The organism is Martinezella multihospitum (assembly GCF_900094585.1).
GTDB lineage: Bacteria > Pseudomonadota > Alphaproteobacteria > Rhizobiales > Rhizobiaceae > Rhizobium > Rhizobium multihospitium.
On record NZ_FMAG01000008.1, the window covers coordinates 44,192 to 57,334 of the forward strand.

The 13,143-nt window shown below is 58.6% G+C and carries 13 protein-coding genes; 9 read left to right on the forward strand and 4 right to left on the reverse strand.

The annotated features are described in order from the left end of the window. Nucleotides 1-40: 40 nt before the first annotated feature. From GA0061103_RS26910 to GA0061103_RS26925, 4 genes are read right to left on the reverse strand one after another with little or no spacing between them, the layout of a single operon-like run. Complete coding sequence (locus GA0061103_RS26910) at nt 41-463, reverse strand: RidA family protein (RefSeq protein WP_092716612.1); 423 nt, start codon at nt 461-463, stop codon at nt 41-43. 41 nt (nt 464-504) lie between these two features. After that, a complete protein-coding gene (locus GA0061103_RS26915; protein WP_092716614.1) occupies nt 505-2,157 on the reverse strand; it encodes a hydantoinase B/oxoprolinase family protein in 1,653 nt (550 codons plus the stop codon). Next, on the reverse strand, nt 2,154-4,208 hold the full coding sequence (locus GA0061103_RS26920; RefSeq protein WP_092716616.1) for a hydantoinase/oxoprolinase family protein: 2,055 nt from the start codon (nt 4,206-4,208) through the stop codon (nt 2,154-2,156). Before GA0061103_RS26920 ends, GA0061103_RS26915 begins: the two co-directional genes overlap by 4 nt. Before the next feature lie 40 nt (nt 4,209-4,248). Beyond that, nucleotides 4,249-5,562 carry an NAD(P)/FAD-dependent oxidoreductase gene (locus tag GA0061103_RS26925; protein ID WP_092716618.1) on the reverse strand — a complete coding sequence of 438 codons (1,314 nt, stop codon included), beginning with the start codon at nt 5,560-5,562 and terminating at the stop codon, nt 4,249-4,251. Here GA0061103_RS26925 and GA0061103_RS26930 point away from each other — a divergent pair. From GA0061103_RS26930 to rpsU, 9 genes are all read left to right on the forward strand, one after another. Continuing rightward, nucleotides 5,561-5,794, forward strand: coding sequence for a hypothetical protein (locus tag GA0061103_RS26930; protein ID WP_141694476.1), 234 nt, complete (start codon nt 5,561-5,563; stop codon nt 5,792-5,794). The two genes, GA0061103_RS26925 and GA0061103_RS26930, sit on opposite strands and share 2 nt — an antisense overlap. Nucleotides 5,795-6,019: 225 nt before the next feature. Then, nucleotides 6,020-7,732 carry an ABC transporter ATP-binding protein gene (locus GA0061103_RS26935; RefSeq protein ID WP_092716622.1) on the forward strand — a complete coding sequence of 571 codons (1,713 nt, stop codon included), beginning with the start codon at nt 6,020-6,022 and terminating at the stop codon, nt 7,730-7,732. Beyond that, nucleotides 7,732-8,703: an ABC transporter permease gene (locus GA0061103_RS26940; protein ID WP_092716624.1), complete on the forward strand. Its 972-nt coding sequence runs from the start codon at nt 7,732-7,734 to the stop codon at nt 8,701-8,703. Before GA0061103_RS26935 ends, GA0061103_RS26940 begins: the two co-directional genes overlap by 1 nt. Next, nucleotides 8,700-9,527, forward strand: a complete 828-nt coding sequence (locus GA0061103_RS26945) for an ABC transporter permease (RefSeq protein ID WP_092716626.1) — start codon at nt 8,700-8,702, stop codon at nt 9,525-9,527. The genes GA0061103_RS26940 and GA0061103_RS26945 overlap by 4 nt, the downstream gene beginning before the upstream one ends. A gap of 25 nt (nt 9,528-9,552) precedes the next feature. Continuing rightward, entirely contained in the window at nt 9,553-11,082 is a 1,530-nt protein-coding gene (locus tag GA0061103_RS26950) for an ABC transporter substrate-binding protein (protein ID WP_092716628.1), read from the forward strand. A gap of 68 nt (nt 11,083-11,150) precedes the next feature. Beyond that, nucleotides 11,151-11,474, forward strand: a complete 324-nt coding sequence (locus GA0061103_RS26955) for an exopolysaccharide biosynthesis protein (RefSeq protein WP_245304878.1) — start codon at nt 11,151-11,153, stop codon at nt 11,472-11,474. A 272-nt stretch (nt 11,475-11,746) separates the two neighbouring features. Further along, nucleotides 11,747-11,893, forward strand: a complete 147-nt coding sequence (locus GA0061103_RS35150) for a hypothetical protein (protein ID WP_162747628.1) — start codon at nt 11,747-11,749, stop codon at nt 11,891-11,893. A gap of 263 nt (nt 11,894-12,156) precedes the next feature. Next, nucleotides 12,157-12,366, forward strand: coding sequence for a cold-shock protein (locus GA0061103_RS26965; RefSeq protein ID WP_092716632.1), 210 nt, complete (start codon nt 12,157-12,159; stop codon nt 12,364-12,366). Nucleotides 12,367-12,792: 426 nt separating this feature from the next. Then, nucleotides 12,793-13,083, forward strand: a complete 291-nt coding sequence (gene rpsU, locus GA0061103_RS26975; protein ID WP_092716635.1) for a 30S ribosomal protein S21 — start codon at nt 12,793-12,795, stop codon at nt 13,081-13,083. Nucleotides 13,084-13,143 lie beyond the last annotated feature (60 nt).

The following is a 13,143-nucleotide window of genomic DNA, read 5'->3' on the forward strand; positions in this document are numbered from 1 at the left end:
ACAATAGGGCTATCCGGCGAACACCGGATAGCAACCGATGTCAAAGGCTGACATTGATATATTCAGCGCCGGCTGCCCCCGCCCCCTTGTAGGCGGTTACCTCTATTTCAACCCGATAATCGGGACCGCCGAGCGGCGGGCAAGTGACCGTACTGCACGGATCGATGCCCCGGAATTTTTCCCCGACAAAAGCCATGACGGCCGGCGCGTCCGCAACATTGGGAATAACCACACGCGAACGGACGACGTCGGCAAGCGTCGCGCCGACGGCGGCAAGCGCGCCCTCAATATTATGAAAGCATTGCCGGGCCTGCTCAACGGGATCCGTCGACATTTCCCGGGTCTTATAGTTCCGGCCGGCGGTGTTTGATACGAACACCCAGTTGTCGACGGCAACCACGCGGGAATAGCTTTCCTTTTCCTCGTATATGCTGCCGGATTTGACCTTGGTCACCTTCACCATGATTTAAGCCCTATCTTTCAGAGGATCATTGAATTGATATGTCAGGCAATCGTTGCCTGACGGGTTTTCGCTTCGGCCCTGTAGCCGTAGACGCGTTCGGCGAATTCCGGCGAGATACGCTCTTCGATCAGGTCCTGGAGAATGGCAGCTCGCGCCCGGCCATCCGGAGAGCCGTAGCCGCCACCGCCGGGTGTCACCAGTTCAACGACCTGCCCAGCCTTCAACTCGACCGTGCCGGAAAGATTTTCCCGGCCGTCTCCAAAGCCGAAATGCGATCCGGCTGCATGAAGGCCCCCTTCAAGTCCCCAGGGGTAAGCGGCCAGCCGTCCCCCTTCGACACTCAGCCGGCAATCGGCCTCGATCCGGTAGACGCGGCGAAGGCCCATGCCGCCGCGATATGCGCCGGCACCGGCCGATCCATTGACCAGTTCGTAGCGAAGCAGGGTGAGCGGATATTCGAGTTCCAGTGCCTCGACGGGCAAGTTCGATGTGTTCGTCATATGCACATGGACACCACTCAGGCCGTCGGCTGCCGGCCGTGCGCCCGCGCCACCGCCGATGGTTTCCAGATAGACCCACAGCGCTCCGTCCTCTCGCGTGCCAGTGAAAAGCGCGCCCGTGCATGTACCGTTTCCAGCGGCTGTTACCTTGCCGGGGAGCGCTTGGGCAAGCGCACCCTGCACTAGATCGGCGACGCGCTGGCAGGCGGCAATGCGGCCGTCCACCGCGGCGGGGTGTTTGCAATTGAGAAGCGACCCGAACGGCGCTTCGACCGTGATTGCGCGGGAGAGGCCGGCATTCGGCAGGATGGTCGGATCGATCACCGCCTTGACGGCGTAATAGCAGGTTGCGAGCAGGGCCGTATAGATCACGTTCAGCCCGGCCGCGACTTGCGGTGGCGCGTCGAAGGCAAGATGGATGCTGTCTCCCTTCACCGTCACGTCGACGGTCAGCTTCATCATGCCCGGAAACTGGTTGCTGTCGAAATGATCGGTGAAGCTATAAATGCCGTCGGGAATGGCGGCAATGCCGGCGCGCATCTTGCGCTCGGCGTAATCCTGAAGGGCGTCACCTGCGGCAAGCACCTTGTCCGCGCCGTATTTGGTGCAAAGATCCTGCATGCGCTGGACGCAAAGCCGGTTGGCAGACATCTGGGCGCGCAGGTCCGACAAGCGCTCATGCGGCACCTGGCAATTCAGCAGGATCATATCCTGTATGTCGTGCTGCAGCCTGCCCTCGCGGTAAAGGCGCACCGGCGGTATTCTCAGGCCTTCCTGATAGATGTGGGCGTGGCCACGATCGGCGAAGTCGGCGTGATGCGCGGTATTGACCGCCCAACCGACCATCGTGCCGCCATGAAAGATCGGCTCTGCGAGGACGATGTCGGGCAGATGTGTCGCACCGCCTTCATAAGCGTCGTTACCGATGAAAACATCGCCCGGCTTGATATCATCGGCAGGGTAGCGCTTGTTGATATGCGGGATGATGCCGATGAAGCTGCCGAGATGCATCGGGATGTGTTCTGCCTGGCAAAGCGTGTTGCCGCGCCAGTCGAACAGGGCCGTCGAGCAATCCCGCCGTTCCTTGATATTGGTCGAGTAGCTGGCGCGAACCAGCGCCTCACCCATTTCTTCCACGATGGACATCAGCGCGCTGCCGATGACTTCCACGGTAATCGGATCGATCTTGGTCATGCGCGCGCCTCCAGGATGAGGTTGAGGTAGGAATCGACTGTCGCCTGCATATCGGGAAGGATGACCGTCGTGGTGTCCATTTGCTCGACGATGGCCGGACCGGCGATCCGGTTGCCGGCGCAAAGCCTATCGCGGGCATAGACGGGGCAAGCGACGAAGTCCTTGGCCTCATCCATGTAGACCTTGCGCGACCCGATGACGGCGGCCTCGCAGGAGGAACCCGCGTCGGGTTGCGGCGCGAACTGCGCCTTGTTCACCAGGCCGGCAGCCTCGACGCGCAGGGTGACAATCTGGATCGCCTCCCCCTCGGCAATGAAGCCGAAACGCTGGAGGTGGGCCTGCTCGAACCTGCTCACCAACACCTCCAGCGTCTCCCCCGTAACCGGCCCCACCGGTACAGACACCTGCAACTCGTAATTCTGACCGACATAGCGCATGTCGGCCGTGCGGCTGACCACGCGACGGTCTTCGGCAATACCTTCCTGACCAAACCAGGCATCGGCCTGGCGTTCCAATGCGTCGAAGCCGTTCATCATCGGACCGGCCGCCTCTGGTCCGACCTTCATGAGCCGCGAAATGGCGAAGTCCGAACGCAGATCCGTGAGCAGCAGCCCGAGCGCGCACAAGGTTCCCGGCGTCAGCGGCACAATGATGCGGGCAATATCCAATTCCTTGGCGAGACGCGCCGCATGCAGCGGGCCGGCGCCACCGAACGCCATCAACGCGTAGTCTCTCGGATCGTGCCCGCGTTGTACGCTGATGACCCGGATGGCCTTGGCTATATTGGCGGTGACGACGGAAATGATCCCCTGCGCCGTTTCCATCAGGCCAAGACCGAGCTGATCGGCGAGCCTCTGGACCGCCTCGATGGCAAGATCGCGCCGAACCTTCATGCGTCCGCCGAGGATCTCCACCGGATTGAGGGTCTGCAGAACGATGTTTGCATCCGTGACCGTGGCCTCGGTATTGCCTCGGCCGTAGCAGACCGGACCCGGATCGGCACCGGCGCTGCGCGGGCCGACCTTCAGGAGACCGCCGCTATCGACAAAGGCGATGGAGCCGCCGCCGGCACCCACGGTGTGGATATCGAGCATGGGCGCCTTGATCGGATATCCATGGATGTTGGCCTCGCCGGTAAGCTTGCAAAAACCACCCTGGAGAAGCGCTACGTCGCTCGAGGTCCCGCCGACGTCGAAGGTGATGATGTTCTCGTAGCCTGCCATCCTGCCGACCGCTTGCGCGGCGACGACGCCGGTGCTTGGTCCGGACAGGACGGTGCGGACGGGCAATTGCGCTGCCGTATCGAAGCCGATCACGCCGCCATTCGACTGCGTCAGCTGGGGAGCGACGGGGATGCCAAGCTCCGTCAGGCGATGCTTCAGCCGTTCGATATAACGCTGCATGACCGGCCCGAGATAGGCATTCACCACGGTGGTGGACATGCGCTCATATTCGCGGAATTCCGGCGCGACCGCATGGGACGCACTGACAAAGACCTCCGGCAGTTCTTCCCGCAGGATCTCGATGACCCGCCGCTCATGCGCGGTATTGAGGAAGCCATAGAGGAAGCAGACCGCGATCGCCTTGACCTCTTCGCCGGCAAGCGTGTGAATGGCTGCACGCAACTTACCCTCGTCCAGCGACTGGTCAACGGAACCATCATTTTTCAGCCGCTCGGGCACCTCCAGCCGACGGTTACGGCTGACGAGGATTTCCGGCTTTTCGGCATTCATGTCATAGAGGCTTGGACGTTTCTGACGGCCGATTTCCAGGAGATCACGGAAACCATCGGTCGTGATCAGCCCTGTATCGACTCCCTTGAGCTCGATCAGGGCATTCGTCGCGACAGTCGTCCCATGTCCCAAGAATGCCACCTGTGCGGCGGCCCCGCCAACAGTCGCAAGCCCTTCGGCAATGCCATTTGCGATCCCCCGCGAAGGGTCGTCGGGTGTCGAGGAAACCTTCCAGATATCGAGTTTGCCGGTTTCTTCGTCAAAAAGGCAGACGTCGGTAAACGTGCCTCCGGAGTCAACACCGATTCTCAATGCCATCCATTCACCCTCTTTTAGTTCGGTCTGTTTTTGAAACGGATCATGCCGCCTTGGTCTTTCTGAAGCGATCGAAGCGGAATGGTGCAGGATCCACACAGGTCTTCCCACCCATGACGATTTCCGCCATCAGCCGCCCCGCACCCGGGCCGATGCCAAATCCATGGCCAGAAAAGCCGCTGGCGATATAAAAACCTGGAATGGAACCGATCGGGCCGATTACGGGCACGGCGTCCGGAGTGACATCAACCAGCCCGCCCCAGCTTTGCGTTATCCGGCTTTCCGCAAAGGCCGGAAAAGCCTTGATCAAATGGGCAAGCCCTTCGCGGTTGAAACGCTCGAACGGCACCGGATCGAGGATGCGAACCTGCTCGAAAGGCGAGACGGCATCGGGCGCCCACGAACGCGGTGTCCTCCACTCCTCGATGAAGCGATTGCCGACACGCAGCTTCAATTCACGCCAGCTCTTGATCAGGTTCGGAATGAAATCGGCAAAAAGCCGGAAACTATCCGGTACGATCGGGGCGATGTTGGCGTTCCGCATGGCTATGGAGAAACTGCCGTCGAGCCTGCGCCGGAAGGCAAAATTATCGGCGCCGACGGGCATGTCCGGAACGCCGCCCACCGCGGTTGCCCGCGCGACCGAGCCGAGGATCTTCAGCTGCGGAAAATCGATACCGATATTGCCCGCGAAGAGCCGGGACCAGGCGCCGCCGGCAAGCACGACGGTGGAACAACCAATCCTGCCGCGTTCCGTGACGACGCCGCTGACGCGGCCCGCGGAGCGTTCGATACTGCGAACGGCGCAGCCCGTCAGGACATGGGCACCGGCACGAATTGCCCCTCGCGCGATTGCCGGTGCAGCCTTGAGCGGCTCGGCCCGGCCATCGGTCGACGTATGCAAGGCTGCTGTAAAATCACTCACCATGCCTGGCAGGTGTTGGCGCAATTCTGCGGCACGTAGCAGCCGTGAATCGAGGCCGAAGGTACGCGCATGCACCAGCCACGCCTCATATTCCGCCTCCTGCCGTACGTTGCGGCAAAGATAGGCAATGCCGGTCTGCCGGAAGCCCGTCTCCTCGCCAATCCGCTCGTTCATGCCTTTCCAAAGCCTCAGGCTCTCCATGGCAAGTGGCAGCTCCGACGGATCGCGCCCCATCTGACGCACCCAGCCCCAGTTGCGGCCCGACTGTTCGGCGCCGACGAGCCCTTTTTCGCAGAGCGCCACACTGACACCCTGCTCCGCAAGCGTGAGTGCCGTCGAGACTCCGATGATACCGCCACCGATGATTACAATATCAACTTGGGCCGGCAGGCTCTGTGTGGGGAGAATTGAATCAGGAATGATGCGTGTCATGATCTATCTTCTCGCAGCCGCGAGGCGTGTTTCAGAACGTATCCTCAAGCCGGCGGTTCAATGGCATTTCAGCCATCGCTGCATCACTGAGGGCAACCGCCGGTCCGATCCCGGGCCGGTGTACGATAAAAAAGCCATACGTCCCGAGCTGTCGATTGCATCCACGGCCGCACCTTTACAGGGGCTGCAGCTAGAGCAGCCCACCAATCTTCTGGAATGTCGCAAACGGTAAGCGGGCTTATGAATTCCCGCAAGCCTGATTCTGATAGAAATTCCAAAAAAAGCTTCAAAAACTTCCAAAACAGAAAAATTTCTACCATTCTTCAAACATGAGCTTGACGCTGTTTGAAGCCTTGTGCCTAATGTCTCCCACAAAGCCGCTCGATAAGTGGCAAAAAGCATCATGGGAACTACTCCGGATAACCGGGGCTAAGAGCGTGCAGAACGGAAAAGCTGTATGCCTGATCGGGAAGTGCTGAAAATCGAAGAGCTGTCGGTCGCCTTCAAAGCTGGCTCCGACCTCAAAGCCGTGATCAACAAAGTGTCGCTGTCTCTCAGGGCGGGAGAAATTCTTGGACTTGTCGGAGAAAGCGGCAGCGGCAAAACGCTGCTATCGCTTGCGGCCATCGGCTTGCTGCCCCCAAATGCGCTCGTCACCGGCGGCCGGATCATGTTTGAAGGGATCGACCTGCTGACGGCAAAGGCGAACACCTTTCGCCAGCTGCGCGGAAAGCGCATCTCGATGATCTTCCAGGATCCGATGGCCTCGCTCGATCCGGTGTTTACCTGTGGCGACCAGATCGTTGAAGCGATTCTGCTACACGAACGGACAAGTCGCCACCTGGCCCGGAAGCTGGCCCTGGATCTGCTGGAGAAGGTCAATATTCCCGATCCTCGCCGTTGCATGCGCTCCTATCCGCATGAGCTGTCGGGCGGGCAATGTCAGCGCGTGATGATCGCCATGGCGGTCGCCTGCAAGCCGGACGTCATTATTGCCGACGAACCCACCACAGCACTCGACGTGACGGTCCAAAAGCAGGTGCTCTCGCTTTTGCGCGACCTCAATCGGGAGATTGGAGCAGCTGTTCTTTTGATTACTCATGATCTCGGCGTCATCTATGAGGTGGCCGATCGTGTTGCCGTGATCTATCGGGGAAATCTGATGGAAGAGGAGACCACGACGACTCTGTTCGCGGCTCCCAAGAGCGCCTATTCCAAAGCGCTGATCGCCTCGATGCCCTCGATGTCAGCCCCTCAAGCCCGCCTTCCCGTCATTGTAAGGGGCGATAATGGCGAGATCAGAAGCGTTGTAAGCGCTCCGGCAAAAACAATAGCGGCGGCAAGGATTGCGAACAAAGGCATCGAGCCGCTTCTGCGGCTGGAAAAGCTGACCAAATCCTATTGGACACGCGACAATGCCTTCGCTCCGCCCCAGCCATTTCGCGCGGTCGATGACGTCAGCCTCTCGGTCGCAACACGCTCGACTCTCGGCCTCGTCGGCGAGTCCGGCTGCGGCAAATCTACTTTGTCCCGGCTGGTCATGCGGCTGATGGAGCCGGATAGCGGGGACATCATCTTCGACGGCAGGAATCTCGCATCCCTCAGCCGCGACGCGATGCGATCGGCACGGCGCGATATCTCTCTGGTCTTCCAGAACCCCTACGGCTCCCTCAATCCGCGCCAGAAAGTGCTGGATCTGGTGGCTGCGCCGATCGACATCCATGAGGGCGGAAGGGGGCGTGAAGCAATGGTCACAAAACTGCTGGATGCTGTCGGCTTGCCGCACAGTTCGATGACGAAATATCCGCACGAGTTCTCGGGCGGACAGCGTCAGCGTATCGTCATTGCCCGTGCGCTGGCACTGAGGCCGAGGCTCCTGATCTGCGATGAAGCCGTCTCGGCGCTGGATGTGTCGGTGCAGGCCCAGGTTCTCAATCTCCTGCAGGATCTGCAGGCAGAATTTGACCTTACCTATCTCTTCATCTCGCATGACATGTCGGTCGTGCGCCATGTCAGCGATACAATCGCCGTCATGCAGAAGGGCAGGATTGTCGAAACCGGCACCGCGGACCAGATTTTCAACAATCCGAAGAATCCCTACACCAAAGCCCTTCTCGGCGCGGTGCCGAAAATCGGCGAGCGGCACGCCATCGTCGAGGAGGCGCATTGATGCAAACCCTCTCGACATTCGTCATTGTCTTCGGCTCCAGGCTACTGACCGCCCTCGTACAGCTCTGGGCCATCGCGACCCTTGTCTTCTCCATCATGTACGTGATGCCGGGCGACCCCGTGCTGCTCCTGCTGGGGCGCGACAGCAATCCGACACCGGAAGCCATAGCGGCCACGCGTCATCAACTGGGTCTGGATCAGCCGGTTATGACGCAATACATCCACTGGCTCGGCGGAGCGCTGCGCGGCGATCTGGGCAATTCGCTCGATGGCTACCCTGTGAACGAATATATTGCGAGCAGCATTCCAAAGACAATCGAGCTTGCGATCGCCGCCATTATCATTGCTGCCGTTATCGGTGTTCCCATCGGCATTGCCGCCGCCTTGAATCGCGGTCGAATTCTCGACGGCTTTTTGACCTCGCTCTCAACGATTGGCATCTCCGTGCCCGTCTATATCCTGGGCACACTTTTGATTCTGTTGTTCAGCCTGAAACTCGGCTGGCTGCCATCCAGCGGCTATACCGATATTTCAAGAAACATCTTCCTGCATTTCCAGAAACTGTCGCTCCCCGCGCTGACGCTGGGACTGGGGCTGGCGGCGTCAATCGCGCGCATGACGCGGTCTTCGATGTTGGAGATTCTAGGGCGCGATTTCGTTCGATCCTTGCGCGCTCGCGGCATGACGGAGCGCCGTGTGATCTGGCGGCATGTACTGCGGAATGCCGCCATTCCGATCGTAACGATCGTCGGACTGCAGCTCGGCAACCTGATGGGCGGGACCGTTCTCGTCGAAGCACTCTTCAATTGGCCGGGCCTCAGCACATTGCTCGTCAGCGCCGTCTCCAATCGAAACTATCCGCTGGTTCAGGGATCAATCCTGACCATCGCCGCGCTATTCATCCTGATCAACTTGTGTGTCGACATTTTCTACAGCCTGCTCGACCCCCGTATTCGACGAAAACGCGCATGACCACACCTCTGCTGCCCCGCCGCCCTCTCGTCTTCGCAAGCATGCTCGTTGTCGCGGCCGTTCTGGGCGCGGCCGCCTTCGGACCGCTGCTCGCGCCGCATGATCCACTGGCAATCAATCAAAATGCCGTCAATCAAGGAAGCTCTGCAGAGTTCTGGCTCGGAACCGACGAGTTCGGTCGCGACCTGCTTTCGCGGCTGCTCGTCGGAATTCGCCCAACCGTTCTCGTGGCGGCGATATCGACATTCATAGCCGCGACCGCGGGGACGGCGCTGGGGATAATCGGAGCTTATAGCCGGCCGATCATCTCATTCTTTGTCATGCGCGCAGTTGATATCATGTTGAGCTTTCCGGCAATCCTGCTTGCTTTGCTCGCCGTCGGCTTCTGGCAAAGCGGCGTCACAAGTCTCAGCGTCGTTATCGGGGTCATCTTCATCCCGCAATTTGCCCGGGTCGCTCAATCGGCGACCTTGCAGGTCATCCGGCAGGAGTTCGTCGAGGCCGAGCATGCGATGGGCGCCCGCTACCTGCGCGTTGTTCTCAAGGCAATCCTGCCGAACATCCTGCCTCCGCTCGTCGTTCAGGCCACGCTGACGATCGCGGCCGCCATCCTTCTGGAGTCGGGCTTAAGCTTTCTCGGTCTAGGCATCGTCCCCCCGGAACCTTCATGGGGCCAGATGATCGGCATCGCCCGCGGCTACCTCAGTCAAAATCCAATGTACGTGGCATGGCCCTCGCTCTGCCTGGCGTTGACGGTGCTTGCGATCAACATTCTTGGAGATGCCCTGCAAGACCACCTCGACCCGAGACTGCGGGAAGAATGAAAAGCACTGGAAACAAGGGGACAGCATGAGAAAGCTAATTCATACTTTGCTCGCAGCAGGCTTGATGAGCCTGACGTCCAGCATGGCGCTTGCAGGGGGAACCCTTTATTTCGGTCTCTCCGGCGAACCATCTACCCTTGACACGATCATCCAGCCGGGAACGGCGGGCCGTACGGTCAAGCTCGCGATCCATCGCGGCCTCGTCAATTATGGCGTCGATGGCAAGATCTCACCGGAACTCGCAGAAAGCTATGACATCAGTCCGGACGCGAAGGAATATACGTTCCATCTGCGCAAGGCGACCTTCCATGATGGCTCGCCCGTCACCGCAGCGGATGTGAAGGCCTCGCTCGCACGCATCCTCGACCCCCAGGGCAAGGCGGCCTTCCGCAACGAGCTTTCGATCATATCGAACATCGAGACGCCCGACGAAAAGACGGTGAAGCTCGTGCTTTCGAAGCCTTCCGTGGCGTTGATCGACTACCTCGCCCTGCCTGAATCGGTCATCGTCCCAGCCGCCTGGCTGCAACGGAATGCAGGCAATCCGACGGCATCTCCGATTGGCGCCGGCCCCTTCAAATTCGTCAGATGGACGCGCGGCAGAGAGATCGTCGTTGAGAAATACGCCGGATACTACAAGGCAGGAAAGCCCGAGCTCGATGAAGTTCACTACGTCTTTTACGGGGACGAGAATACGCGCGTGAACGCACTGAAGTCGGGAGATGTCGACATTATCGAATATGTCCCGGCAAAAGACGCGGCATCCCTGAAGCAAGGCCCCGATACACAGCTGCTGAGCGTGAACGGCCCGTTCATGGGACTTCAGTTCAACACGAAATTCGAGCCGTTTTCAAAACCGGAAGTGCGCCAGGCGATTGCCTATGCCGTAGATCGCAGCGTCATCATCAATACCGCTTTCAATGGATTGGGGGCGCCCATTTATGGGCTTCCGATTCCCGAGGGCTACATGGGCTATTCTGCCTCCAAGGCCAACTATTTTTCGCATGACGTCGAGAAAGCCAAGGAGCTCATGAAGAAGGCAGGATACCCGAATGGCTTCGCGGTCCGCCTGCTTGCCTCATCGCAATATAGCTTTCATCAGAACACCGCGATCGCTCTTCAGTCGGAACTGGCAAAGATCGGCATCAAGGTGACGCTCGATCTGCCGGACTGGGCCACCCGCATGGCCAAGGCGACGGCGGGCGATTATGATTTCACCGTCCTTGGCAGCCTTGGCGAGATCACGGATGCCGATTGGCTCAGCAACTACTATTATGGCGGCGATAAACTGGTTCGCACCAACAATTCACCGTACTTCAACGATCCGCAGATCAATGAGCTCCTCGACAAAGGGCGGGCCACCGTGGACAAGGCCGAGCGCGAAAAGATCTACAGCGCCTTTGTGGACCGCGCCCTGGAATTGTCGCCTCTCGACTTCTTCATGTGGAGAGAACAGGACTATGCCATTCGTAAAGGTGTTACGGGGTTCACCAACATGCCCGGCTTCCTGACCTTCCAATCGGGCATCAGCATCGAAAATACCAAAGTTGAATAATCTCACTGTCGGCGGGAAAACCAAACGTCGTGTGATCGGGGCTGCCGAGTTCAATCTTATCGGTTGGAATGCAGAACTCAGTCTCACGACGCCAAATCGCCACGGGACGTCAGACGCTGTGGTTTCCGGCCTTCCTCAACCGGCGCAGACTGTCGCCTGCAGTCGTCGATCTCGTCGTTCGCTCCAGCGTTCCGATCATTGCCAGAGTTGAGGCGATTATCCACCCAGGCCATCTGGCAATCCTCACGGGCAGAACGATGCAGTGGCTGCTGGCATTTCCGATCTTCGTGTCCGCTATTGCTATCGCGCTGCCAATCCCGTTCGGCAACTTTCTACCGATTCTAGCACTTGTCGTCATTGCCATCACCCTGATGGCAAGAGAAGGCTTATAACTCTGGTCGGCCTCATACGGTGCGCCCTCGCATTCGCCGCCATCACTGGGCTGGTGTAGGTCGCTGTTGCGAGTTTGAGTGGCATCGGCTCATGAATATGTAGGCTACTCTGGCTGTCTCTGACGCAAATCCGCATCGAAGGTGCGATCATGGACAGATTACCCGACCTCAATCTGTTCGGAGCAGTATTTGAACAAATGACGCCTTGAGCGGATTTCAACTTCCGGTCCACCGTTCCGTTGAACCACTGAGATTTCCTAGGAGAGCCACGAATGACGGCTCTTGAATGGATCGAACCGTGGGCCCTGTTGTTACCAAAGCCCACTGTATCAAAATCCCCAATAGCGCCCGATGCCCCAGGTGTTGATTTCGATACGAAAGTCACCTTGCTTACCATTTTTGCTATAGCCCGCAATTGACACTTTTGTCACTTTCGCGAACTCCCAGATGAGCGAAGGAAAGCAAATTCGGTTGGTTAATCGCGCTGACCAGACTTGTTTCAACAGGACATGGCCGCCCTCGGTTGCTAAAATTTCGAATAAACCTATATAGGGGTCATCGACCATTGCTTGAGACGTCGCTCAGGAGCCGCTGCGCTCTCGTCAGATTTCCTTCCAAATAATCGATCTAACTCCGCAAGGTATCGCGGAACAAACAACAATTACTCTGAAAGGAAATCGTTATGAACACTGGTACTGTAAAGTGGTTCAACGCCACCAAGGGCTTCGGCTTCATTCAGCCTGACGATGGCAGCGCGGACGTTTTTGTCCATATTTCAGCGGTCGAGCGCGCCGGTATGCGTGGCCTTAACGATGGCCAGAAGATCACCTACGAGATCGTGCAGGATCGTAGATCTGGCAAGAGTTCGGCTGACAATCTTCGCGCGGCATAAGTTTGTCGCGGCTCTGCGCTACCGCGGATATCTGGACGCGCTGAAACCATGACCTAGGAAGGTCGGGATACTTCCCGGCCTTTTGTTTTTCATTTGAAGAAGAGAATGACATGGCACACGGTCGTTACCGGCCGGGCGACAATATTGTCCTGAAGCCTGGAATTTTTGGAAACTCCCAACCCGTTGGCGCCGGCAGCATCGTGTCCGTCCTACCCGTCTCACAGGGTGTTGCTCACTATCGCGTCCGCTTCCAAAACGAAAACTACGAGCGAAGCATCCGTCAGGATGATATCGACTTTGAGGCGTCCCCATCGCCGCTTTCGACATACCAACTCGAGAAACCGCAAACGTCGAATTCGAGTTGGATCAACTCGAATTCGATCCGTACAAAGAAATAAGCGCAGCGCGAGCTGAGAAGGAGACACTTTGCAGGTTCTGGTCAGAGACAACAACATTGAACAGGCGCTTCGCGTCCTGAAGAAGAAGTTGCAGCGCGAAGGCGTGTTTCGGGAAATGAAGGCCCGCAGCGCCTATGAAAAGCCATCGGAAAAGCGCACCCGCGAAAAGAGCGAGGCGATCCGTCGCGCCCGCAAGCTTGCCCGTAAGCAGGCGCAGCGTGAGGGCCTGTTGCCGGGGCCGAAGAAGAAGGCCATGGCGTCTGGCCGTGGGCGTCCGCCGTCTCATGCAAACGTGCCTACTGATAAAGGGGAAGCGTGACAAAGACGAAAGACAATCTGGTCCAGCCTGAGAGGCTGCCAGTTTAGGCCGAGGCCGAGC

What these genes read in the sequence shown, in the direction of transcription:
- GA0061103_RS26910 (WP_092716612.1), bottom strand. Translation starts at nt 463, where the DNA reads ATGGTGAAGGTGACCAAGGTCAAATCCGGCAGCATATACGAGGAAAAG.
- GA0061103_RS26915 (WP_092716614.1), bottom strand. Translation starts at nt 2,157, where the DNA reads ATGACCAAGATCGATCCGATTACCGTGGAAGTCATCGGCAGCGCGCTG.
- GA0061103_RS26920 (WP_092716616.1), bottom strand. Translation starts at nt 4,208, where the DNA reads ATGGCATTGAGAATCGGTGTTGACTCCGGAGGCACGTTTACCGACGTC.
- GA0061103_RS26930 (WP_141694476.1), top strand. Translation starts at nt 5,561, where the DNA reads ATGATCTATCTTCTCGCAGCCGCGAGGCGTGTTTCAGAACGTATCCTC.
- GA0061103_RS26925 (WP_092716618.1), bottom strand. Translation starts at nt 5,562, where the DNA reads ATGACACGCATCATTCCTGATTCAATTCTCCCCACACAGAGCCTGCCG.
- GA0061103_RS26935 (WP_092716622.1), top strand. Translation starts at nt 6,020, where the DNA reads ATGCCTGATCGGGAAGTGCTGAAAATCGAAGAGCTGTCGGTCGCCTTC.
- GA0061103_RS26940 (WP_092716624.1), top strand. Translation starts at nt 7,732, where the DNA reads ATGCAAACCCTCTCGACATTCGTCATTGTCTTCGGCTCCAGGCTACTG.
- GA0061103_RS26945 (WP_092716626.1), top strand. Translation starts at nt 8,700, where the DNA reads ATGACCACACCTCTGCTGCCCCGCCGCCCTCTCGTCTTCGCAAGCATG.
- GA0061103_RS26950 (WP_092716628.1), top strand. Translation starts at nt 9,553, where the DNA reads ATGAGAAAGCTAATTCATACTTTGCTCGCAGCAGGCTTGATGAGCCTG.
- GA0061103_RS26955 (WP_245304878.1), top strand. Translation starts at nt 11,151, where the DNA reads ATGCAGAACTCAGTCTCACGACGCCAAATCGCCACGGGACGTCAGACG.
- GA0061103_RS35150 (WP_162747628.1), top strand. Translation starts at nt 11,747, where the DNA reads ATGACGGCTCTTGAATGGATCGAACCGTGGGCCCTGTTGTTACCAAAG.
- GA0061103_RS26965 (WP_092716632.1), top strand. Translation starts at nt 12,157, where the DNA reads ATGAACACTGGTACTGTAAAGTGGTTCAACGCCACCAAGGGCTTCGGC.